A 20,228-nucleotide genomic window follows, 5' to 3' on the forward strand; every position below is an offset into this window, starting at 1 on the left:
CACCGGCCCGCGCGGGCCGGGTCAGACGTCGCGGTACCCCTCCCACTCGTCCTCCAGGGCCGAGTGGATCACGGAGTCGCGCCAGGTGCCCCGGGCCCGCACGTGGTGCCTGATCCGGCCCTCCTCGACCATCCCGGCCACCAGCATCGCGAGCTGGGCCGCGGTGTTGGCGGGGGAGCGCGCGCCCCAGACGCGGTGCAGGCGCAGATCCCGGAAGCCGAACGCGAGCACCAGCCGGATCAGGTCGGTGCCGATGCCGCGGCCCCAGTGGTCGGGCCGCAGGCCGAGGCCGAGCTCCGCGCTGTGCGGGTGGTCGGCGTCGATGCGCAGGCGGGCCACGCCGATGGCGTCGTCGCGGTCGGCCTCGGTCACGGCGAGCACGTACAGGCGGCGGGGCTCGGCGCGGGCGGCGTCCATCGCCTCGGCGACGATCTCCTCGACCTCCTCGCGGGTGCGCGGGTCGAACGGCAGGTGCTCGGTGGCGGTGGGGTCGCCGTACACGGCATGCATCGCGTCCACGTCCGCGGCGGTCACTTCCCTCAGCCGGAGCCTCTTGCCGGAGATCTCAACGTGGCGCATGGGCAGACGCTAATGCCTCAGCAGTACCAGAAGCTAGGGACTGACACCCCGATATCATCCCAAAAACCATGAAATATGTCGTGATCCGGGTTCATGGTGAAAAAAGGTTGTTATCCCCTTGCGATCACCGCGTCGCCGGGGCGGTCAGGGCCGGGGCCGAGGGGCACCGCCGGCATCGGCTTCCGCCGGGCTCCTGCCGCCGGCCTGCGTCCCGGGCTCATCCCAGTGCGACCATTCAGGGGATAGTGGACAATAAGCGGATGATCTTCGCATCAGAGGTGCTCGTGGTCACCGGTCCCGCCCTGGTCGCCGATCTCCGGCTGCTCACCGAGGTGGCCGACCGCGAGTTCGCCGCCCTCGGCGTCCAGGGCAGGGTGTCGCCGGCCGCCGACCTGCCCGCCTTCCGCGAGGCACTGGAGTCGCCGGGCCCGGTGGTCGCCGTCCCCGGTCCCGACCCCGAGGCGCGCGCGCTGTTCGCCGGGCACCCCCGGGCCGTCTGGGTGGACCTCACCAAGCCGGCCGCCCCGGGCGACCGGTTTCCCCCGCCCGCCTCGGGACCCGGCGCGACGTACCTGTACGGGCGCGGGGTCGGCGGGCTGACCTGGGCGATCAGGCACGCCGTGCACCGGCTGCGGTGGCCGGCCCGGCGCGTCCCCTACGGCGAGCACCCCGACCAGTGGGCCGAGGTGCGCCTCCCGGAGCGCGGTGACGCCGGCCGGGCGCCCGTGGCGGTGCTGCTGCACGGCGGCTACTGGCGCTCCGTCTGGGGCGCCGACCTGATGGACGCGCTCTGCGTCGACCTGGCCGGACGCGGCTTCGCCGCCTGGAACCTGGAGTACCGCCGCCCCGACCTGCACGGCTGGGCCGCGACCACCGAGGACGTGGCCCGCGGCGTCGCGCTGGCCGTCGGGGACGCCCCGGGGCCGGTCGTGCTCGTCGGCCACTCGGCGGGCGGCCAGCTCGCCCTGCGCGCCGCCGCCGACGACCGCCGGGTCACCCTGGCCGTCTCCCTGGCCGGCATCGTGGACCTCGTGGAGGGCGAGCGCAGGAACCTGGGGGACGGCGCGGTGGAGGCCGCCCTCGGCGGGACGGCCGACGAGGCACCCGGGACCTACCGCGACTCCAGCCCGATGGAGCGGCTGCCCCTGGGCGTCCCCCAGCTCGTCGTGCAGGGCGGGGGCGACAACCTCGACCTCCTCGACCTGGGCCGCCGCTACGCCCGCGCCGCCCAGGACGCCGGAGACGACGTGACGTACCTGGAGATGTCCGGCGGCCACTTCGACGTCATCGACGCCGCCTCCCCGATCTGGCGCGCCACCGCCGGCGCGATCACCGGACGCGTCTTCCCGTCCGACCGCTCCTCCTGAGGGGGAGGCTGTACCTTCGAACCCTTGAAGCGCCGATGAGCCGATGAGGGGAACATGGCACGACGAGCGCTACGGCCGGTCGATCTCGCCCGGGAGCACGGCCTGTCCACCCAGGCGGTCCGCAACTACGAGGACGAGGGGATCCTCCCGCCCGCCGAGCGCGGCGACACCGGATACCGGCGCTACTCCGCCGTCCACGCCCAGGCCCTGCGCGCCTTCCTCGCCCTGCGGCCCGGGTACGGGCACCGGACGGCCGTGGAGATCATGCGCGCCGCGCACCACCGCGACGACGAGACGCTGTTCCGCCTCATCGACCGGGCGCACGTCGAGCTGCTGCGCGAGCGCGAGACCCTCGGCGAGGTCGCCGCCGCGCTCGGCGCCCTGACCGCGGAGCCCGGACCCGGCGGGAACCCGTCCGGGCGGCCGGCCACGGAACCCGCGTCCAGCGGCGGCCCGTCCGGCGGACTGACCATCGGGGCGCTGGCCCACCAGCTCGGGATGCACCCGGCGTCGCTGCGGAAGTGGGAGAGGGCCGGCATCCTCCAGCCGCACCGCGACCGCGCCACCGGCTACCGCGTCTACCCGCCCGGCGCGGTCCGCGACGCGCGGATGGCCCGCCAGCTCCGCCGAGGCGGCTACCCGCTCGCCCGGATCAGGCTCTTCGTCGAGCAGTTGCGCGCCGCGGGGAGCACGGTGGACCTGGCGGACCTGCTGCGCGAATGGCGGACCCGGCTCGGGCGCCGGAGCCGGGCGATGCTCGCCGCGGGCCGGGAACTCGACGACTACCTCGCCCTCCTCGACTCCGGTCCGGCACGGGCCCCCTCCGGCTTCCCGCCGGAGACGTGAGGGCGAGGACCCAGGGCGTCAGAGGCCGCCAGGGGCCGGGGGCGGTCCGGATCGCGGTCGTTCCGGACCGTCACGACGTCAGAGACCGCCAGGAGGGACCGCCAGGGGCCTGGGACGCGCCGGATCACGGTCGTTCCGGACCGTCATGGCGTGAGGGGCCGCCAGGGAACCGGGCTGGAGAGCACCATCATGCTCGACGGGTGCCCGTACGGCGCGAGCCGGTCGATCAGCTCCTCGAACGCCGTCATCGACGAGGCGGCCACCCGCAGCAGGCAGCAGGTGTCGCCCGTCACCCGGTGCACCTCCAGGATCTCCGGCCAGGCCAGCGCCTGCTCGTCGCGCAGCACGCAGCGCGGCCCGTAGCAGGACATCCTGATCAGCGCCGCGACCCCGCGCCCGGCCAGCGCCGGGTCCACGCGCGCGTGGTAGCCGGTGATCACCCCGGTCTCCTCCAGCCGCCGCACCCGCTCGGCCACCGCCGGGGCCGACATGTGCACCCGCCGGGCCAGCTCGCTGTAGGACAGCCTCGCGTCCCGCTGCAACTCGTCCAGCAGTGCCCAGTCCATGGCGTCCACGGTCACACTCCGTCATGTCGCAAACCGAACCGGCCGAACGCCTTCCGTTCCAAAAGCGGAAGACGCCTATCGCCTTTGGTTGATTATTTCGCAACATGCGACTCCGGAGCACCATGGAGGTGATAGGACACATACGAGGAGTACCAAGATGACCGGCACCAGGCAGCTCAGCGAGCATGACCGCGAACTGCGGTCCATCGCCAACGGGGGCCTGCCCACGCTCGCCTTCGACAGCGCCACGCCGTACGACGACTACGTCGGGACGGCGGTCCTGCACCGGCTCCAGCGCACCGTCACCGACGCCCCCGAGGAACTGGCGTTCCTGGTGACCACGCAGGTGATGGAGCTGTACTTCGGCCTGCTGCGTTCGGAGTGGCAGCTCGCCCAGCGTCAGCTCGACGAGGACGACGACGCCGCCGCGACCGCGACGATCAGGCGTTCCGTCCGGCACTTCGAGGCGCTCAACGCCGCCTGGGCATCGCTGAGCTGGCTCACCCCGGCGCAGTTCAACCGGTTCCGCGACGCCCTCGGCGAGGCGTCGGGCTTCCAGTCGGCGGCCTACCGGCACGTGGAGTTCCTGCTCGGCAACAAGTCCGAGGCCCTGACCCGCCCGCACCGCCGCAACCCCGAGACCTACCGGGAGCTGGTCAAGGCCCTCTCCGAGCCGAGCCTGTACGACTCGGTGCTCGCCTTCCTCGCCCGGCGGGGTCACGCCGTCCCGCGGAAGGCGATCGAGCGCGACTACGCCGCCGACTACGAGCCCGGTCCCGAGGTCGAGGCCGTCTGGGTCGAGGTGTACGGCGGGCCGCTCGCCCCGCTCGGTGAGGCGCTGACCGACCTGGCCGAACGGTTCTCCGACTGGCGCTACCGCCACGTGATGGCGGTGCGCCGCTCGATGGGCGCCAAGCCGGGATCCGGCGGGTCCAACGGCCTGGCCTGGCTGGAGCGCAGCATGCAGCGTCAGGTCTTCCCCGAGCTCTGGACCGCCCGCACCCTCATGTGAGCCGTACGGCCCGCTTCCCCGTACGGCCCGCTTCCCCGCGCGGCCCGTACTCCCGCGCGGGCCGTGCCGGGTTCACCGCCCCGGTGCCGCCGCGTCAGGCGCGGCGGCCCGCCGGCGCCGAGGAGCGCAGCGCGGCGACGAAGGCGGCGATGGCCGGATGGTCCCCCGATCCGCGGCGGAAGGCGATCAGCGTACGGCGGCGCATCGGCAGCTCCGCGAGCCGGACGCCGCCGGGCGGGTCGGCGGCGCCCAGCTCCGGCACCAGCGCGACGCCCTGGCCGATCGCGACCATCGCCAGGACGGTGGCGAAGTCGTCGACGTGGTGCCGGATCCGCGGGGCGAACCCGGCCGCCTGGCAGGCCCGCACGGTCATCGCGTGACAGAGGGTGCCGGGGGTGGAGGCGATCCAGGGGGCGTCGCGCCACCGCGCCAGCGGATCACCGCCCGCGCCGCCGCCTCCGGTCCCGCCTGCCCCGCCCGCGTCGCTCCCGCCCACGCCGCCGTACGCGTCCCACCGCTCCGCCGGGGGTCCGGCCTCGTCGGGAGAGGCGAGGAACATCGACTCCTCCAGCAGCGGCCGGGAGTCGAGGGCCAGGTCGGGGGCGGCGGGGACGAAGTCGTACTCGTGCACCAGGGCCACGTCCAGGTCGCCCGCCCGTAGCCGCGGCGCCACCTCGGCGGGGTCGATCTCGTCCACCATCGGCTCCAGCCCGGGATGGTCGCGGTCCAGCGCGGCCAGGGCCGCGGGCAGGATGGCGCGGGTGGCGGTGGGGAAGGCGCCGATCCGGACGGCGCCGGTCAGGTCGGTCCGCGCCGCGGCCAGCTCGGCCGCGGCCTGCTCCAGCCGTTCGAGCACGGCCTCGGCGTGACCGACCAGCGCGAGCCCGGCGGGGGTCAGCCGTACCCGGCGGCCGGTCCGTTCCAGCAGCGCCGTCCCGGCCTCCCGCTCCAGTACGGCGAGCTGCTGGGAGACGGCCGAGGGCGTGAAGGCCAGGGCCTCGGCGACCGCGGCGATCGTGCCCCGGTGGGCCAGTTCGCGCAGCAGGCGGAGGCGTCGCACATCGAGCATCAGTTCAGCTTAACGTTCTCGGAAGAAAAGCGAACTGGACCTGCACGGTCGGTGACCGGGAAGCTTGGAACATGAACCTCAGCGGTGTGCTCGTTCCTCTCATCACCCCGTTCGCCGAGGACGGCGAGATCGCCCTCGCGGCGCTCGAAGACCTGGCGTACGCCGCCCTCGACGAGGGCGCGACCGGGCTGGTCGCCCTCGGCACCACCGCCGAGGTGGCCACGCTGGCCCCCGACGAGCGGCAGGCGGTCGTCGAGATCTGCGGGCGGGTGTGCCGGGAGCGGGGTGCGACGCTCGTCGTCGGGGCCGGGTCGAGCGACACCCGCGGATCGGCCGCGGCCCTGCTCGCCCTCAAGGACCGCGCCGACGCCGCGCTGGTCACCGTGCCGTCCTTCGTCCGGCCGTCCGAGGCCGGGGTGCTCGCCCACTTCGCCGCGCTGGCGCAGGAGACCCCGGTGCCGCTGGTCGTCTACAACATCCCCTACCGGACCGGCCAGTCCGTCGGCGCCGCCACCCTGCGGCGGCTGGGGGAGCTGCCCATGGTGGCCGGGGTCAAGCACGCCGTCGGCGGCGTCGACCAGGACACCGTCACCCTGCTGGCCGACCCGCCCGAGGGGTTCGCGGTGCTCGCCGGGGACGACCCGTTCTTCTCCGCGCTGCTCGCGCTGGGCGCCTCCGGCGGCATCCTCGCCTCCGCCCACCTGCGCACCGCCCGGTTCGCCGAGCTGGCGCGGGCGTGGGGCGCGGGCGACGTCGCGCACGCCCGGGCCCTGGGGCACCGGCTGTCCGTCATGTCGGCGAGCCTGTTCGCCGAACCCAATCCCACGGTCCTCAAGGGCGTGCTGCACGCCCAGGGCCGGATCCCGACCGCGGCCGTCCGGCTGCCGCTGATCCCGGCCTCCCAGGCGTCGATCGACGCCGTCCTCCGGCTCCTCTGACCGCGCGGCCGGGGTGGTCAGGAGGTCTGGCAGGACGGGCACCAGAACAGGTTGCGGCCGGAGAGGACCCCGGTGCGGACCTCCGTCCCGCACAGGAGGCACGGCATGCCGAAACGCCGGTAGACGTAGACCTCACCGCCGTGGCCGTCCACCCGGGGCGGGCGGCCCATCGCCTGCGGGGTGTGCTCGGGGCGGACCGTGTCGATCCGGCCCACCCGCACCCCCTCGGCCATCAGGAACACCAGGTCGTCCCAGATGGCGGCCCACTGCTCGCGGGTGAGGTCGCGGCCGGGCCGCGCCGGGTCCACCCCCTGGCGGAACAGCGCCTCGGCGCGGTAGATGTTTCCCACGCCCGCCACCACCGACTGGTCCATCAGCAGGACGCCGATGGAGGTGCGGCTGCGGCCGATCCGCCGCCAGGCGAGCTCGGGATCGGCGTCCGCGCGCAGCGGGTCGGGGCCGAGCCTGTCGTGCAGCGCCTTCTTCTCACCCGGGTCGAGCAGCTCGCAGGTGTTGGGCCCGCGCAGGTCGGCGTAGTGCCCGGGGCCGGTCAGGCGCAGCCGCACCGCGCCGACCGGGGCGGGCACAGGCACCAGGCCGAAGGCGTACTTGCCGTAGATGCCCAGGTGCACGTGGAGCCAGGTGTCGTCGTCGAAGCCGAGCAGCAGGTGCTTGCCGTGCGCGTCGGTCTCGCGCAGCACCCGCCCGTCGATCCGGGCCGCTCCGGCGGCGAACCGGCCCTGCGGGCTCTCGGCGTGGATCACCCGGCCGCCGAGCAGCTCGCGGTGCTGCGCCGCGAGGCGGTGAATGGTGTGTCCCTCAGGCATGATGCGCACAGGATATGGCGGCCGGCGGCCGGTCGCCGCCTTCCCGTGTCCTCCCGTGCCTTCCGGCGCACCCGGACCGCCTCACCGGCCCGGCCCGCCCGGGAAGCTCCCGCGCGTTCGGGCCCTCTGACGCGGAGCCGGTTCAGCCGGGACCGATACCGGCGGGCCGCGCGGAGCCGGCGGCGGAGGAACCGGGGCCGGTGCGGGTGGGCTGCCCGAAGTCCGCGACGGTGGGGCCGGGCGCGACCGTGCCGGAGACGAAGCCGATCGACATTCCGAGGACGGCCGCGCCGAGAACCGCCGCCGTGAGACGCCGTGAACGCATGGTCTCCTCCATCGAGATCGCCCGCGGCACCACACGGCGCCCACGCCCTGCCGGTCGGATCGGGAACGCGCCAGGTGGGCGCGGGCTCCTCGCCGCCCCACCTCACGGCGTCCCCGAAGCCTCCCGGTCGTTCGGCGGGTGGCTTCCGGAGTCGTGTCCCATCGTGGGCCGGGCCGCTCAACGGACTGTTGCAGGGGGATTGCCGGCTCAGAGCCAGCCGTACTCCTCGGCGATCAGCGCCGCCTCCGCGCGGGTGCCCGCCCCCGTCTTGCCGATGGCCGAGGACAGGTGGTTGCGCACCGTGCCGTTGGACAGGGACAGGGCCCTGGCGATCTCGGCGACGGTGCCGCCGCGGCGCGCCTGCCGTAGCACGTCGCGCTCCCGGGCGGTCAGCGGGCCGGCGCCGCTGGCCAGGGACTCGGCGGCCAGGGCCGGATCGACCACCCGCAGCCCCGAGTGGACCCGCCGCACCGTGTCGACCAGGTGTTCGGGGGAGGAGTCCTTCACCACGAACCCCGCGGCGCCGTTCTCCATCGCCCTGGCGAAGTAACCGGGCCGCCCGAAGGTCGTGCAGATCACCACGCGGCACGAAGGAAGGGCGGCCCGCAGTTCGGCGGTGGCGGCCAGCCCGTCCTTCCCCGGCATCTGCACGTCGACCAGCGCCACGTCCGGGCGGGTACGGCGCGCGGCCTCCACCGCCTCGTCGCCCGACCCCACCTGGGCGACCACCTCGATGTCCGGCTCCAGCGCGAGCATCGCGGCCAGCGCGCCCCGGACGAGCGCCTGGTCGTCGGCGAGCAGGACCCTGATCATGAGCGGCCCGCCAGCAGCCGGAAACCGCCCTCGGGCAGCGGACCCGCGTCCAGCCGCCCGCCGACCGCGCGCAGCCGTTCCGCCAGGCCCGCCAGCCCGTTCCCCGCCTCGTGCGCACGGGCGGGCGACCGGCCGTCGTCGCGGATCTCCAGCGACGACTCGCCGAGCCGCACCTCGCACCGGGCGGCGCCGCTGTGCCGTACGACGTTCGTGACCCCCTCGCGCAGCACGTACGCGAACGGCTCCCGCAGCTCGGGGGAGACGTGGTCCACGGCGTGCGGCAGCGTGGCCCGGATCCCCGCCGCCCGCAGCGCCGCGCGGGCCCCGGCCAGCTCGACGGCCAGCGACGGGCGGCGACGGCCGGAGACGGTCGCGCGGACCTCCGCGTGCGCCTCCCGGGAGAGCCGTTCGATGTCGCGCAGTTCGGCCACCGCCCGATCCCGGTCCGCTCCGCTCTCCAGCAGGCGGCGGGTCAGGCCGGTCTTCGCGGTGATCGTCGTGAGGGTGTGCCCGAGGACGTCGTGCAGGTCCCTGGCCAGCCGGGCCCGCTCCGCCGCGGTCGCCAGCGTCTCGATCTCGTCGCGGGCCTGGCTCAGCTGGACGAGCAGCCGGATCAGCAGCATGACGGCCACCGGCGTGACGGTGCCCGGGATGACCGCGATCCCGGCGGCCGCGTTCACCGAACCGGTCACCGTCCAGGCCACGGCCAGCCGCCCGGCCGCGGCCACCAGGCCCAGCAGGACGCCCCAGCGGGCGGGCAGCAGCCACACGGCCGCCGCGAGCACGTAGACGAGGCGGTCCAGGCCGGTCATCGGGTCGTCCTGGAGCAGGATCAGGCCGCCGCCCAGCGCGAACAGCCCGCAGAGCAACGCGATCCGCGCCCGGGGCGGCCACCCGGTGCCCAGCGCCACCCCGGCGACCCAGCCCGCCGCGTAGCAGACCGCCAGCGCCGCGGCGGCGGCGCGGGCCGGGCCCGCGTCCGGCCGGACGGCCTCCGCGACGGCCCACCAGACCGGCCAGGCGGCGGCCAGGACCAGTACGGCGACGCCCCGCGCCGCCGTCCACCGGCCGCCCCGGCCGCCGACGCTCCGGACCGGCCACGCCGCGGCGGCGAACAGGCCCCGATCTCGCATGGCAATCACCCTAGTTCTCCGTCGGGCGGCGGACTCCCGCCCGCCGCCCTGCCGTCACCCGGCCGTCACACCCGGGGCCGCCGTCATCCCGGAGGCGGCCCACAGACGGCCCACAGACGGCCCCCGCCCCGGAAGAGGGCCGTCACACAGGTCAGGTGCGCGCGCTGTCGCGCCGGTAGCGGACGACGACGGCCGCACCCAGCACCACCGTGTAGAGCGCCAGCACCGCGGCCGCCGCGCCGAGCCGGGCGCCGCCGGTCGCCGCGGCGTGCCCCAGCTCGGCCAGCCAGTGGCTCGGCAGCGCCTGGGCGACGGCCGCGAGCCCCGGGGGGAACACGCCGACCGGGATGAGCAGCCCGCCGAGGAAGCCGAGCACCAGCGTGAGCCCGCCGTAGACGACCTGCGCGTTCCGCGCGGTGACGAGCTGACCGGCCAGCAGTCCGAGCAGGGCGAACGGCACGGTGCCCGCCCAGGACCCGAGCACCGCCCAGGCCCAGCCGCCCGCCGGCAGCTCCACCCCCGACACGAACGCGGCCAGCGCCACCCCGGCGACCGGGGGAAACGCCACCAGCATCGCCACCGTCCCCTTCGCCACCAGGTAGCCCCCGCCGGAGAGCGGGGTCAGGCGGAGCTGGCGCTGCCAGCCGGAACTCCGCTCCACCGCCGTGCGGGACCCGGCGTCGAGCGCCGCCTTGAGCGCCCCGAAGGCCGCGAGGCCGCCCATCGTGTACGCGGCGGAGCCCCGGCCGGCGACATCGGTGAACAGGCCGGACTCCAGGAGGAACAGCCCGGCCGGCAGGACCACCGCGAACAGGAGGAACTTCGTGTCGCGCAGCACCCGCCTGATCTCGAACGTCAGATACCCCGTCACGGTCACACCTCCTCCGGAAGGGGCGCGGTCAGCCGCAGGAAGGCCTCTTCCAGGCTCAGCGCCCGTACCTCGACGTCGTGCGCGGCGGGGAAACGCGCCAGCAGCTCGCGCAGCGGCGCGGCCGAGTCCGCGCAGCGCAGCTCGGCGCGGTCGCCGCGCAGCTCCACGGCGGTCACCCCGGGCAGCGCCCGCAGCTCCTCCGGAAGAGCGCCCGGAACGGCGGCGCGGACCGTCCAGCCGCCGACCTCGGAGATAACGGCGGCCACCGGGCCGTCGGCCACGACCCTCCCGTCCCGCACGAGGACGACACGGTCGGCGTGCTTCTCGGCCTCCTCCAGGTGGTGGGTGGCGAACAGCACGGTACGGCCGGCGCCGGTGAGGGAGCGCACCGCGGCCCAGAACTCCCGGCGGACGCCCACGTCCATCGCCGAGGTCGGCTCGTCGAGCACCAGCAGGCCCGGGTCGGAGACCAGCGCCATGGCGAACCGGACGCGCTGCTTCTGACCGCCGGAGAGCCTCGCCGGGCGCCGCCCGGCGAGATCCGTCACCCCGGCCCGGCGCAGCGCCTCCTCCACCGGCAGCGGCGCGCGGTGCAGCGAGGCGATCATCACCACGATCTCGCGGACGGTCACGTCGTCGAGCAGCGCCGCCTCCTGGAGCATCACGCCCACCGCGCCCCCGCGCACCGCCTCGGCGGGCGTCTCGCCCATCAGCCTGACCTCGCCGGCGTCCGGCCTGGTCAGGCCGAGAAGCATATCGATCATCGTGGACTTGCCCGCCCCGTTGGGCCCGAGCAGCGCGACCACCTCGCCCGGCTCGATCAGCAGGTCGATCCCGTCCACGGCGCGCACGTCGCCGTAGTGCTTGCGGAGACCGTGTGCGGCCACCGCGTGTCGATGCGTTCGTTCCATGCCGCAAGCCTCCGCCGCGGGCGGGTCCTCCTCCTCGGCCGTCTGTCACGACCGGCCCACGACAGATGTCACGGGTCACCCGGCACGGTCCGTCGGCGCGGCTCCCTGGCGCGGTTCCCCGGCGCGGTGAGGGGCCCGTCCGCCCGGGCCGGTGGCGGGGCCGGTCAGCCGGTCAGTCGGCCGCGGCGCGTGCGGACGGCGACCGCGGCCGTGTGCGCCGCCGCGGAGAGGAGCGCCCCGGCGGCGTAGGCGACCAGGTCGGCCGCGCCGAACGTGCTGCCGAGCACCAGCCGGGCGAGCACGCTCGCCTCCGACAGCGCCGCCGGGACCGGGGTGAGCTGGGCGAACTCCACCGCCCAGCTGAACGCCAGCGCGCAGGCCGCCGCCCGGACCGGCGAGACCCGCGGAACCGCCGCGACGACGAGCGCGTGCACCAGCACGGTGTACAGGGCGTCCCCGGCGTACTTGCCGAACCAGCCGCCGGTGACCGCGCGGATCCCCAGCCCGGCGGCCACCGTGACGACGACCGCGAGGACGGCGGGCAGCCGCGCGCGGACCGCCTCGAACCGGCGGGGGCGGCCGGCGGGGGGAGGGGTGTGCGGGGAGATGCGGGGGACGGCGGGCACGGCCACACCATAGCGGCCGGTCCCGGCCCCGGGCGCGAACCCGGCGTTCCACGACGGCCGGGGCAGTCCGGACAGCCATACCTGGCATATCGATTTTCAATACGCTATGTTCCGTGGCGCATCGAAAATCGATATGCCAAGGGTGATCTGATGATGACACGGCACAGCATGATCGGCCAGGCGGCACGCCGCCCCGCGATCTTCGCGATCCTCGTCCTGGTGACGGGAGTGATCACCGGCATGGTGCTCTACTCCCGGGACGGGTTCTTCGGGCTGAACAGCGACTTCGTCGTGGCGGAGTCCCCCCACGGTTACGGCATCCCCCTCCGCGACGAGGCGTTCGTCCAGATCGCCCGGCCCGGGGTGTTGCCCTCGGCGAGCCGGCTGGAGTTCATCGACGGCTCTCCCGAACCGGACCAGTACGCCTGGCAGGCATTGACCACTCTTCCCGGCTTCGTGGTGGCCGCCGGAGCGTTCCTCCTGCTGTGGCGGCTGCTGTGGGGCGCCCGCAACGGTGTCTATCTTCCGCTCGTCGCGAGCCGGGTACGCTTTCTCGGCTGGTGGCTGCTCGCCGGAGGTCTCCTGGCCCCGCAGATCGAGAACCTCGCGATGACGCGGCTTCTGGAGACGGTCGCCCCGGGGGAGGCCGGTTATCAACTGCGGGACGTCCCCCTGGTCGTCCCGCTCGTCGGGCTCGGGCTGCTGGCGCTGGCGAGCGTCCTGCGAGAGGGGGCGCGGATGCGCGAGGACCTGGAAGGGGTCGTCTGATGTCACCCGCCGAGATGGAGTCCCACGGCATCACGGTCCATCTCGACCGCCTCCTGGCCGAGCGGGGGATGACGCTCACCGAGCTGGCCGACCGGGTCGGGGTGACCGTGGTCAACCTGTCGATCCTGAAGAACAACCGGGCCAAGGCCATCCGTTTCACCACGCTGACGAAGCTCTGCGAAGTCTTCGGCTGCCAGCCCGGCGACCTGCTCGGCTACGATCCCGGAAGGGAATGACGGAACGCCCCCGGTGACTCCGGCGCCGCGCGGGTCGGCCGGGATCCAGGCGCGGTGACGGGCCGGGCGGGTGTCAGGCGGTGACGGGCCGGGCGGGGAGGCCGTGCGGGCGGGCCTTCGCCAGGACGGTCTCGGCCGTCTCGCAGAGCCGTACGGCGAGCAGGAAGCGGTGCCGGTCCCCGATCCGGCGCGGTTCGAAGGAGATGTGCGCGAAGGGCGCCTGAGGCGTGCTCGTCCTCGCCAGCCGGTCCAGCTCCCGCTCGACCCGGGCCCACTCCTCGCCCGGGACGTACTGGCGCATGATCGAGTGCCAGACCACGGTGAGCGTGCCCGGCTCCGGCCGTACCCGGGCCAGGAAATCGGCGGCGCCGATGGCCTCGACCTGGGCGGGAACCCGGGCGGCCACCCGCAGGGCGCCCTCCAGCCGTGCGAAGCGCGCGGTCTGGTCGGGCCAGACGTAGGCGCGCAGCGCCAGCGCGCCGCCGGGGGAGAGCGGGTCGATGGGCGTCAGGTCGCAGCCGCGCCGCTCGATGACGGTCAGCTCCGGACGCTCGGCCGCGGCGTCCAGGAGCCAGACGGGCGGGGCGTCGTCCCAGGCGTCGTCCAGCACGACCGGGGAGTCGGCGGGCCCCCAGGCGAAGGCGCCGGCGACGTAGCGGAAGCGGTCGGCGCGCAGGTTCAGCCCGGCGCTGGAGCCCAGCTCGAACAGCCGGATCGGCATCGGGGCCGCCCCGGTGACCTCCAGCAGCCCGGCGATCAGGAGGTTGGACCGGCCGACCTCGTTGGTCTGCGGCGGGCGGGTCATCCAGCCGCGGACCCACTCCATCCCGTCCGCGACGGCGTCGCGGAAGGCCCGCCAGCAGGGCTCCGGGTGGTCCGGGTCGAACGAGCCGCCCGTGCTGGGGTAGTAGGCCGCCAGGACGGGGGCCCGGCCGGTGAGGGCCAGGGCGTGCACGCCGCCCAGCAGCCGCAGCGCGACGGCGTCGGGTCCGGGGGCGTCCTCGTACCCGGCGAGCGCGGCGGCGCAGGGGCCTCCCTCGCGGACGTCCAGCGCCACCCGCTCCAGCAGGAACGCGTACAGCGGTGAGCCGAGACTCCGGCAGGCCCGTGCCTGGTACTCGACCATGACGGCGGCGCGCTCGCGGGACATCGAACCCCTCCTGACCGGGCGCCGGCTCCCCGATCACCCGACCGGACCCCGGCCGGCCCGCATACCGACGAGCATGCACCCCCGCCGATCCGCGCGGTCGGGCGGGGGTGGGTCAGGCTCGGCCCGACGGCACGCCGGCGCGCGACGACCTCCCTCAGGAGAGGAGAGGAGAGGAGCGGTCAAAGTCCGGCCACGCCGTGGGAGGGGACCCGGCCGAGCAGCCGCCGGACCGCCGCGGCCACCCAGATCGTGCCCAGCCCGGCCCACATGGCCAGCAGCGGGACGTTCTCCGGCCGCTGAAGAGCCGGCCACAGCGCGGGCAGCGCCGGTGACACCGCGGCCGTCGACGCCAGCAGCCCCGCCCACCCGGCGAGGACCTTCCGGGCGCGCGGGGCGGCGGTGTGCGCCGCCTCCTGGACCGGGGTGACCAGCGCCAGCAGCGCCGCGCCCGCCGTACCCGTCGCCGGCTGCGACAGGGCGACGCCCGCGCCCAGCAGCGCCGCGCCCGCGAGGAGTACGGCGCAGCACAGGGCCGCCGACCGCACCTCGCCGCGCCGGAACAGCAGCCGGGTGTACGAGCCGCGGGCCAGCCCCAGCGTGACCAGCGACTCGGCCACCCACATCGTCCAGTGGGCCACCGCGATCAGCGCGAAGACGGCGACGAGCGGCGGGATCAGGGGCAGCAGGAGTATCCACCGGCCGCCCAGCGTGCCCGGCAGCCGGGACACCGCCCGGTACAGCGGGTTGCGCCGCTTGAGCGCCATCACGAGCAGCTCCCGTGCCTGGTCCGCATCGGGGCTGAGCCTGAGCACCTCGCGGAACGCCCGCGCCGCGTCCCGGGCGCCGCCGAAGGCCAGGTGGACCCGGCCGTACACCAGGTGCGCGGACGGTGACTCCGGGTCGAGCCGCACCGCGTCGGAGGCCGCGGCCAGCGCCCCCGCCCGGTCGCCCAGCTCACCGAGGGCCACCGCGAGGAGACCGGCGAGCCGGCTGCCGTGCGGGTCGAGGGCCAGGCCCCGCCGGGCGGCCTCCGCCATCGGCGGCCACTCCTCGCGGTCCCCGTGCACCCGCGCCAGCAGCTCCCAGACCTGCGCCTGGCCGTGGTCGATCGCCAGCGCGGCCCGCGCGGCGCGCAGCGCCTCCTCCGAGCGGTCCGCGTAGTAGAGGACCTGGCCCGCCGTGTGGTGCGGGTACCAGTGGTCGGGGGCCAGCCGTACCGCCTCGCGGGCTTCGGCGACCGCCTCGTCGGCCGCCCGCCGGGAGATCAGGGCGAGCGCGAGCAGGCAGTGCGCGATCACGTGCCCGGGGTGGCGGGCCAGCACCCCGCGCAGCTCCCGCTCGGCGGCCTCGGCACGGCCCAGCCCCAGCAGCGTCCGCGCCCGCTCGACGGCCGCGGCCGGATCGTCCTCCCGGAAGGCCGCCGGGCCCCCGGAGCCCTGGTGACCGGACCCCTGGTGACCGGAGCCCTGGAAGCCCGACCCCTGGTAGCCGGAGTCCTGGAAACCGGAGCCCTGGAAACCGGTCGCGCTCACCGCAGATCACGCAGCCAGGGCAGCAGCTCGTCCCACACACCGCTCTCGTTGGCGTGCAGCACGTAGTTGCGCGCGGTGCCCAGCCACTCCCGGACGGCGGTGGGCCGCATCGTCCTCGCGGCAGCCATGAGGTCCGGGGTGGCCAGCGGGATCGGCCGGCCCGCCCGGATCGACTCCTGCAGCTTGGCCTCGACCGCGCGGTCCACCAGGCCCTTGAGGTCGGCGCCGACGAACCCCTCGGTGGCCTTGGCCACCTTGTCGAAGTCCATCTTCCCCAGGGGCTTGTCGCGGCACATCAGCGCGAGCATCGCGGCCCGCGCGACCGTGTCCGGCGGCGGCACGAACACCATCTGGTCGAACCTGCCGGGACGGCGGAAGGCCACGTCGATGTACCAGGGGGCGTTGGTCGCCGCCAGCACCAGCACCCCCTCGTTGGCGTGCTCGTCCACCCCGTCGAGCTCGGCGAGGAACTGGTTGACGATCTGCCGGCTGTGGGCCTGGCGCATGTCGGAGCGGCGGGCCGCGAGCGCGTCCACCTCGTCGAAGAACAGGACGCACGGGCGGTTCCGGCGGGCCATCTCGAACGTCGCGCGCAGGTTGCGCTCGCTCGACCCGGTCCACATGTCGAGGATGTCGGCCAGCCCGACGTTGACGAACGCCGCGCCCAGCTCACCGGCGGCGGCCCGCGCCAGATGCGTCTTGCCCGCGCCGGGCGGCCCGTACAGCAGCACCCCTCCGCCGGCCCGCTTGCCGTACGCCGCGAACAGCTCCGGCTGCTGGGCGGGCAGCAGCAGCTTCATCCGCAGCGCCTCCTTGACCCCTTCCATCCCGGCGACGTCGGCGAAGGTCACCCGCGAGCGCTCCACCTCCGCGGTCGGCTCCGCCTCCGCCGAGCCGTACGGCGCGCCGCCCGCGGGCTGCGGCGGCGCGTACGACGGCGCGGGCGAGGCGGGGACCAGGGTGGGGGTGGTGGGGGCGTGCGAGGCGGGGTTCGGGGAGGATCCCGGCGAGGCGGGGATCAGGGAGGGCGTGGGGGAGGCCGTACCCGGTGCGGGCGGCGCACCCGGGGGCTCCGTGCGCGGCGCGGGCTGCCGCCCCTGCGCCTCGTGTGGCCGCGCCCGCGGTGTTTCGTACGGCTGTGCCTGCGGTGTCCCATGTGGCTGGGGCTGCGGCGCCGTCGGGGAGACCGGGGCGGACTCGGTCGGGACAGACCCCGCCGGGGCGGGTTGAGCCGGAGCCGGTCCGGCTGAGGTCGGTCCGGCCGGGGCGGACTCGGCCGGGACCGGGGCGGCGGGGATCCGAACCGGGACCTCCCTGTCGAGCTGCCCGGCCAGCTCCGGGTCCGCCTGCGACGGGTCGCGGCTCACGGCGTAGCGGTACCACTCGGCGGCGGCCCTCCGATTGATCGGGAGCGCCGCCCTGGCCATGAGCGTGTCGGCGCGCACCGGGTGACCGGGGGTCGAGACGAGCCGGTCGAGCACCGCCAGCGCCACGTCGTTCCTGCCCTGCCGGACGCACGCCTCCGCCAGCCCGACCGTGGCGTCGGGGTCCTCGGGGGCGAGCGCGAGCGCCGCCTGGTACTCGCCCTCGGCCTCGGCGAGCCGTCCCGCCGCCAGCAGCAGGCCGGCCAGGTGCCGCCGCAGCGGGAGGTTCTCCGGGGAGAGGCGGGCCGCCTCGCGCAGCGCGTTGAGCGCGGTCTCGTCGGTCACGTGACGGGTCCTTTCGCAGCCGGACGTGAACTTTGTGCCTGTTCCGGCGATTCGCCCTTCTCCGGAACCGGGCACGATCTCACCACCAACCCGGCGGTTACGCGACTCGGAGAGCGTCCCCGTACCACTGACCCGGCGGTCGCGTACTCGGCGGGCGCTCCCGCCCCCGTTCGACGACGCGCGCGAGCACCGGCCAGAATGTGTCGTCGGAATCGCGCCGGAGGTGGGGTGGCGCGGCCGGAGGGGGACGTGTGGACGAGAGCGTGTCGTTGTCCCAGCTCGCGCGGCGGCTGGAGGACGTGGTGGGAGAGCTGCGCGGCCTCCCCGTCGACGTCGAGCGGCTGGAGGACAGCGAACTCGTCCGGCGGCAGATCCTGCAGGCCGCCGGTTCGGCCCGCGAGCTGCGTGCCATGCACCCGGTGGGCTCGCCGGACACGGGCCGCCAGGAGCAGCGGAGCCGGAGGGACGTGCTCGACGCCCTGCGGGGCGGCCTGGCGATGCGCACGATCGTTCACTCCAGTGTGCTGGACGACCCCCGCAAGGCGGCCCGGCTCAAGGAGTTGCACGCCGCCGGTGACCTGCACCGGATCATCGACGAGCCGATCCAGCAGCTGCTCGTCTTCGACCGCTCGGTGGCGTTCGTCCGGATCACTCCCGTCGCCCACTCGCCGGGCGCCCTGCTGATCAGGCAGCAGAGCCTGATCAGCATCCTCATCGACCTGTTCGAGCAGACCTGGACCAGGGCCAGGGAGGTCACCGCGCCGGTGTACCGGCTGTCCCCGCGCGAGCTCGAGGTGCTCGCCCTGATCGCCGAAGGTCGTTCCAACGGCGCCATCGCCCGCGCCCTGTCGATCACCGAGGCGGCCGTCGGCAAGCATGTGGCCGGCGTGTTCGCCAAGCTGGAGCTGTCCGCGAGCGAGGACGACAACCGGCGGGTACTGGCGGTGCTCGCCTACCTGCGCGGCGCGGTGAGGTAGCGCTCGCCCGCCTGGTGTGGCGGGGGCCGACCTGTCCGTGTGGCGCGGTGAGGTAGTGACGGCCCCACCTCGTTGTCGCCCCAGCTCCCCTGCGCGCGGACCCGGCGTGCCGCTTGACTGGGGTCATGCAACGAATGACTGGATTGTTGGTCGGCGCTGTCTTCGGCGCGGTTTTCGTCGTCGTCAACGCGGGAAGTCCGCTGGACACCGTCACCGCGACCCTTCTGCGAGTGGTCGCCTGCGCGGCGGCCGCGAGCGTCATGGTCATGTGGTTCCTCACCGCCCGCAGAGAGCGGTCCGCCCCGGAGGAGGCGCGGCGGAACATGTTCAGCCGCGGCTACCTGGCCGTCGTCGCCGCCGAGGCGATCCTGCTCTTCGGCGGGCTCCGGGCGCTGGCCGCCCTGGGACACCCCGAACAGGCCAACGTGGCCTGGGTGGCGTTCGTGGTCGGAGTGCACTTCATCGCGCTGGCGCCCGTCTGGAAGGACCGGAGCATCGCCGTGCCCGGTGCGGTCCTCACCCTGCTCGGCGTGGCCGGTCTCGTCCTGGCGGCGACGGCCGCGGTCGCCTGGGTCCCGCTCGTCAGCGGTGTGCTGTCCGGGGTCGTGCTCCTCGGCGGCGCGGTCACCTTCGGGTGGCGTGCCATGGCGGCCCGAACGACCGGGACGGCCCGGCGGACCGGCGACGTTCTGAGCCCTTCGTCGTGATCCCTTGATCCCCGCCGGCGACGCCGTCGGCGGGAAGAAGAACCTGCCATCCGAACCGCGCGGCGCGGGGTACGGCGCCCCATCGCGATGACGGAGCGGGGGCGTGTCATCGCGGTGAGGGAACGGGCGGGCGGCGCATCGCCCAGACGCGCGGACCGCCGCCGGGCACCCGGATCTCGCCCGTCACCTCGAACCCCAGTCGCCGGTAGAAGCGCACGTTGCTCTCGGCCGAGGTCTCAAGGGTGGCGGGCAGGCCGACGCGGTCGGCCTCGGCCAGGCCGGGGCGCAGCACCGCCGTACCCGTCCCGCCGCCCTGCCGCTCCGGCAGCACGCCCACGGTGGCGAGCACGAACGACGGATCACCGGTCCGCAGCACCGCGCAGGCGGACTCCGCCGCGATCATCGCCGCGTGGCGGTCTCCCGACAGCTCCTCCTCCCGGGTGGCGAGCCCCTGCCAGACCTCGCCGGGCACCGGCCGGTCGGGCCGCAGCCACACCGCCACGGCCGCCATCCGCCCGTCGTCGCCGTCCGCGGCCCACACCTCCCCGTACGGCAGGCCGACCTCCTCGACCGTGATCTGGAACAACCCGGCCAGGCGCTCCCGGTGCCGGTCGGCGGCGACCGTCCAGTTCGTCCAGGCGTACCCGTCGAAGGCCCGAGCCAGCACCCTGGCCGCCTCGGCCGTCTCTCCGGGCCCGATCCTGCGCGCCTCCCGCACGGCACCACACCACCTTTCCCGTCGTTCCGGACGCCGCGGGCGAGCGGATCCCCATGCCCGCTCCGGGCGGAGCGCGCCTTCCGCCGGCCGGAAGGCCCGCCCCTGTGCGCGGGGCCGCGTGTCGGTGATCGATTGTAAGGTCCGGAGAATGGACGAGACCTCCGGGACCAGGCAGGCCGTGCGCGCCTACGTCGACACCACCGAGCGACGCGACTGGGAGGGCCTCGGCGCGCTGCTCACCGAGGACGTGGTCTACGAGATGCCGCAGACCAGGGAACGGATCCGGGGGAAGGCGGCCTTCCTCCGGTTCAACATGGAGTACCCCGGTGACTGGCATCTTGAGCTGCGGCGCGTCGTCGCCGACGGCCGGCACGCCGCGGCGTGGATCGACGCACGCGTCGGGGCCGGGCACCAGGACGCCTGCGTGTGGTTCGAGACCTCCGAGCAGGGGCTGATCAGCCGGATCGTCGACTACTGGCCGGAACCGTACGACCCGCCGTCCGGCCGCGAGCACCTGGTGGAGCGCTGGTAGACCACGCAGCGCGGCT

General features: G+C 75.0%; 23 protein-coding genes. 9 read left to right on the forward strand and 14 right to left on the reverse strand.

The window, feature by feature from the left end; all coding sequences use genetic code 11:
* Positions 1 to 21: 21 nt before the first annotated feature.
* Positions 22 to 579: a GNAT family N-acetyltransferase gene (locus IEZ10_RS20625; RefSeq protein WP_179827631.1), complete on the reverse strand. Its 558-nt coding sequence runs from the start codon at positions 577 to 579 to the stop codon at positions 22 to 24.
* Between the two features lie 260 nt (positions 580 to 839).
* On the opposite strand from IEZ10_RS20625, the gene IEZ10_RS20630 reads away from it, so the two are divergent.
* Both IEZ10_RS20630 and IEZ10_RS20635 read left to right on the forward strand, forming a co-directional pair.
* Entirely contained in the window at positions 840 to 1,946 is a 1,107-nt protein-coding gene (locus tag IEZ10_RS20630) for an alpha/beta hydrolase (RefSeq protein WP_189248134.1), read from the forward strand.
* A gap of 54 nt (positions 1,947 to 2,000) precedes the next feature.
* Positions 2,001 to 2,792, forward strand: a complete 792-nt coding sequence (locus IEZ10_RS20635; protein ID WP_189248135.1) for a MerR family transcriptional regulator — start codon at positions 2,001 to 2,003, stop codon at positions 2,790 to 2,792.
* Between the two features lie 143 nt (positions 2,793 to 2,935).
* Here the strand turns inward: IEZ10_RS20635 and IEZ10_RS20640 are convergent, their stop codons facing one another.
* Positions 2,936 to 3,358, reverse strand: a complete 423-nt coding sequence (locus IEZ10_RS20640; protein ID WP_229811485.1) for an Lrp/AsnC family transcriptional regulator — start codon at positions 3,356 to 3,358, stop codon at positions 2,936 to 2,938.
* A gap of 157 nt (positions 3,359 to 3,515) precedes the next feature.
* On the opposite strand from IEZ10_RS20640, the gene IEZ10_RS20645 reads away from it, so the two are divergent.
* Complete coding sequence (locus IEZ10_RS20645; RefSeq protein ID WP_189248137.1) at positions 3,516 to 4,370, forward strand: tryptophan 2,3-dioxygenase; 855 nt, start codon at positions 3,516 to 3,518, stop codon at positions 4,368 to 4,370.
* 94 nt (positions 4,371 to 4,464) lie between these two features.
* Here the strand turns inward: IEZ10_RS20645 and IEZ10_RS20650 are convergent, their stop codons facing one another.
* Positions 4,465 to 5,439 (reverse strand): LysR family transcriptional regulator, encoded by a 975-nt coding sequence (locus IEZ10_RS20650; RefSeq protein ID WP_189248138.1) that lies wholly within the window; start codon positions 5,437 to 5,439, stop codon positions 4,465 to 4,467.
* A 71-nt stretch (positions 5,440 to 5,510) separates the two neighbouring features.
* Here IEZ10_RS20650 and IEZ10_RS20655 point away from each other — a divergent pair, with 71 nt between their 5' ends.
* The gene (locus IEZ10_RS20655; RefSeq protein ID WP_189248139.1) at positions 5,511 to 6,377 is read left to right on the forward strand and encodes a 4-hydroxy-tetrahydrodipicolinate synthase family protein; all 867 of its coding nucleotides are present in this window, start codon (positions 5,511 to 5,513) and stop codon (positions 6,375 to 6,377) included.
* A gap of 17 nt (positions 6,378 to 6,394) precedes the next feature.
* On the opposite strand, the gene IEZ10_RS20660 is transcribed toward IEZ10_RS20655, so the two are convergent.
* From IEZ10_RS20660 to IEZ10_RS20690, 7 genes are all read right to left on the reverse strand, one after another.
* Positions 6,395 to 7,204 carry an Fpg/Nei family DNA glycosylase gene (locus tag IEZ10_RS20660; RefSeq protein ID WP_189248140.1) on the reverse strand — a complete coding sequence of 270 codons (810 nt, stop codon included), beginning with the start codon at positions 7,202 to 7,204 and terminating at the stop codon, positions 6,395 to 6,397.
* A 142-nt stretch (positions 7,205 to 7,346) separates the two neighbouring features.
* Entirely contained in the window at positions 7,347 to 7,529 is a 183-nt protein-coding gene (locus IEZ10_RS20665) for a hypothetical protein (protein ID WP_189248141.1), read from the reverse strand.
* 207 nt (positions 7,530 to 7,736) lie between these two features.
* Complete coding sequence (locus IEZ10_RS20670; protein ID WP_189248142.1) at positions 7,737 to 8,342, reverse strand: response regulator transcription factor; 606 nt, start codon at positions 8,340 to 8,342, stop codon at positions 7,737 to 7,739.
* Positions 8,339 to 9,475: a sensor histidine kinase gene (locus IEZ10_RS20675; RefSeq protein ID WP_189248143.1), complete on the reverse strand. Its 1,137-nt coding sequence runs from the start codon at positions 9,473 to 9,475 to the stop codon at positions 8,339 to 8,341. The genes IEZ10_RS20670 and IEZ10_RS20675 overlap by 4 nt, the downstream gene beginning before the upstream one ends.
* A 151-nt stretch (positions 9,476 to 9,626) precedes the next feature.
* On the reverse strand, positions 9,627 to 10,346 hold the full coding sequence (locus tag IEZ10_RS20680; protein ID WP_189248144.1) for an ABC transporter permease: 720 nt from the start codon (positions 10,344 to 10,346) through the stop codon (positions 9,627 to 9,629).
* Positions 10,347 to 10,348: 2 nt separating this feature from the next.
* The gene (locus IEZ10_RS20685; protein ID WP_189248145.1) at positions 10,349 to 11,257 is read right to left on the reverse strand and encodes an ABC transporter ATP-binding protein; all 909 of its coding nucleotides are present in this window, start codon (positions 11,255 to 11,257) and stop codon (positions 10,349 to 10,351) included.
* Between the two features lie 164 nt (positions 11,258 to 11,421).
* Entirely contained in the window at positions 11,422 to 11,883 is a 462-nt protein-coding gene (locus tag IEZ10_RS20690; RefSeq protein WP_229811465.1) for a ribosomal maturation YjgA family protein, read from the reverse strand.
* 153 nt (positions 11,884 to 12,036) lie between these two features.
* On the opposite strand from IEZ10_RS20690, the gene IEZ10_RS20695 reads away from it, so the two are divergent.
* Positions 12,037 to 12,651, forward strand: coding sequence for a hypothetical protein (locus IEZ10_RS20695; RefSeq protein ID WP_229811466.1), 615 nt, complete (start codon positions 12,037 to 12,039; stop codon positions 12,649 to 12,651).
* Positions 12,651 to 12,887 (forward strand): helix-turn-helix domain-containing protein, encoded by a 237-nt coding sequence (locus IEZ10_RS20700; protein ID WP_189248147.1) that lies wholly within the window; start codon positions 12,651 to 12,653, stop codon positions 12,885 to 12,887. The genes IEZ10_RS20695 and IEZ10_RS20700 overlap by 1 nt, the downstream gene beginning before the upstream one ends.
* A gap of 73 nt (positions 12,888 to 12,960) precedes the next feature.
* On the opposite strand, the gene IEZ10_RS20705 is transcribed toward IEZ10_RS20700, so the two are convergent.
* The 3 genes from IEZ10_RS20705 to IEZ10_RS20715 form a co-directional block, all read right to left on the reverse strand.
* Complete coding sequence (locus tag IEZ10_RS20705; RefSeq protein ID WP_189248148.1) at positions 12,961 to 14,037, reverse strand: DUF2332 domain-containing protein; 1,077 nt, start codon at positions 14,035 to 14,037, stop codon at positions 12,961 to 12,963.
* Positions 14,038 to 14,216: 179 nt separating this feature from the next.
* A complete protein-coding gene (locus tag IEZ10_RS20710; RefSeq protein ID WP_189248149.1) occupies positions 14,217 to 15,569 on the reverse strand; it encodes a tetratricopeptide repeat protein in 1,353 nt (450 codons plus the stop codon).
* On the reverse strand, positions 15,566 to 17,278 hold the full coding sequence (locus IEZ10_RS20715) for an ATP-binding protein (protein WP_189248150.1): 1,713 nt from the start codon (positions 17,276 to 17,278) through the stop codon (positions 15,566 to 15,568). The genes IEZ10_RS20710 and IEZ10_RS20715 overlap by 4 nt, the downstream gene beginning before the upstream one ends.
* Positions 17,279 to 17,529: 251 nt before the next feature.
* On the opposite strand from IEZ10_RS20715, the gene IEZ10_RS20720 reads away from it, so the two are divergent.
* Together IEZ10_RS20720 and IEZ10_RS20725 are read left to right on the forward strand one after the other, a co-directional pair.
* Complete coding sequence (locus tag IEZ10_RS20720; protein ID WP_229811467.1) at positions 17,530 to 18,255, forward strand: helix-turn-helix transcriptional regulator; 726 nt, start codon at positions 17,530 to 17,532, stop codon at positions 18,253 to 18,255.
* A 134-nt stretch (positions 18,256 to 18,389) separates the two neighbouring features.
* Positions 18,390 to 18,962 carry a hypothetical protein gene (locus tag IEZ10_RS20725; protein ID WP_189248151.1) on the forward strand — a complete coding sequence of 191 codons (573 nt, stop codon included), beginning with the start codon at positions 18,390 to 18,392 and terminating at the stop codon, positions 18,960 to 18,962.
* Between the two features lie 106 nt (positions 18,963 to 19,068).
* Here IEZ10_RS20725 and IEZ10_RS20730 read toward each other — a convergent pair whose 3' ends face one another.
* Entirely contained in the window at positions 19,069 to 19,680 is a 612-nt protein-coding gene (locus tag IEZ10_RS20730) for a GNAT family N-acetyltransferase (protein ID WP_189248152.1), read from the reverse strand.
* 148 nt (positions 19,681 to 19,828) lie between these two features.
* On the opposite strand from IEZ10_RS20730, the gene IEZ10_RS20735 reads away from it, so the two are divergent.
* Positions 19,829 to 20,212: a nuclear transport factor 2 family protein gene (locus tag IEZ10_RS20735; RefSeq protein ID WP_189248153.1), complete on the forward strand. Its 384-nt coding sequence runs from the start codon at positions 19,829 to 19,831 to the stop codon at positions 20,210 to 20,212.
* Positions 20,213 to 20,228 lie beyond the last annotated feature (16 nt).

Source organism: Streptosporangium pseudovulgare (genome assembly GCF_014648055.1).
Taxonomy (GTDB): domain Bacteria; phylum Actinomycetota; class Actinomycetes; order Streptosporangiales; family Streptosporangiaceae; genus Streptosporangium; species Streptosporangium pseudovulgare.

Bases quoted from the DNA above. Each gene is read 5' to 3' on its own strand.
- IEZ10_RS20635 (WP_189248135.1), top strand. From the start codon at position 2,001: ATGGCACGACGAGCGCTACGGCCGGTCGATCTCGCCCGGGAGCACGGC.
- IEZ10_RS20735 (WP_189248153.1), top strand. From the start codon at position 19,829: ATGGACGAGACCTCCGGGACCAGGCAGGCCGTGCGCGCCTACGTCGAC.
- IEZ10_RS20650 (WP_189248138.1), bottom strand. From the start codon at position 5,439: ATGCTCGATGTGCGACGCCTCCGCCTGCTGCGCGAACTGGCCCACCGG.
- IEZ10_RS20695 (WP_229811466.1), top strand. From the start codon at position 12,037: ATGACACGGCACAGCATGATCGGCCAGGCGGCACGCCGCCCCGCGATC.
- IEZ10_RS20675 (WP_189248143.1), bottom strand. From the start codon at position 9,475: ATGCGAGATCGGGGCCTGTTCGCCGCCGCGGCGTGGCCGGTCCGGAGC.
- IEZ10_RS20725 (WP_189248151.1), top strand. From the start codon at position 18,390: ATGACTGGATTGTTGGTCGGCGCTGTCTTCGGCGCGGTTTTCGTCGTC.
- IEZ10_RS20705 (WP_189248148.1), bottom strand. From the start codon at position 14,037: ATGTCCCGCGAGCGCGCCGCCGTCATGGTCGAGTACCAGGCACGGGCC.
- IEZ10_RS20645 (WP_189248137.1), top strand. From the start codon at position 3,516: ATGACCGGCACCAGGCAGCTCAGCGAGCATGACCGCGAACTGCGGTCC.
- IEZ10_RS20700 (WP_189248147.1), top strand. From the start codon at position 12,651: ATGTCACCCGCCGAGATGGAGTCCCACGGCATCACGGTCCATCTCGAC.
- IEZ10_RS20670 (WP_189248142.1), bottom strand. From the start codon at position 8,342: ATGATCAGGGTCCTGCTCGCCGACGACCAGGCGCTCGTCCGGGGCGCG.
- IEZ10_RS20640 (WP_229811485.1), bottom strand. From the start codon at position 3,358: ATGGACTGGGCACTGCTGGACGAGTTGCAGCGGGACGCGAGGCTGTCC.
- IEZ10_RS20685 (WP_189248145.1), bottom strand. From the start codon at position 11,257: ATGGAACGAACGCATCGACACGCGGTGGCCGCACACGGTCTCCGCAAG.
- IEZ10_RS20665 (WP_189248141.1), bottom strand. From the start codon at position 7,529: ATGCGTTCACGGCGTCTCACGGCGGCGGTTCTCGGCGCGGCCGTCCTC.
- IEZ10_RS20655 (WP_189248139.1), top strand. From the start codon at position 5,511: ATGAACCTCAGCGGTGTGCTCGTTCCTCTCATCACCCCGTTCGCCGAG.
- IEZ10_RS20660 (WP_189248140.1), bottom strand. From the start codon at position 7,204: ATGCCTGAGGGACACACCATTCACCGCCTCGCGGCGCAGCACCGCGAG.
- IEZ10_RS20630 (WP_189248134.1), top strand. From the start codon at position 840: ATGATCTTCGCATCAGAGGTGCTCGTGGTCACCGGTCCCGCCCTGGTC.
- IEZ10_RS20625 (WP_179827631.1), bottom strand. From the start codon at position 579: ATGCGCCACGTTGAGATCTCCGGCAAGAGGCTCCGGCTGAGGGAAGTG.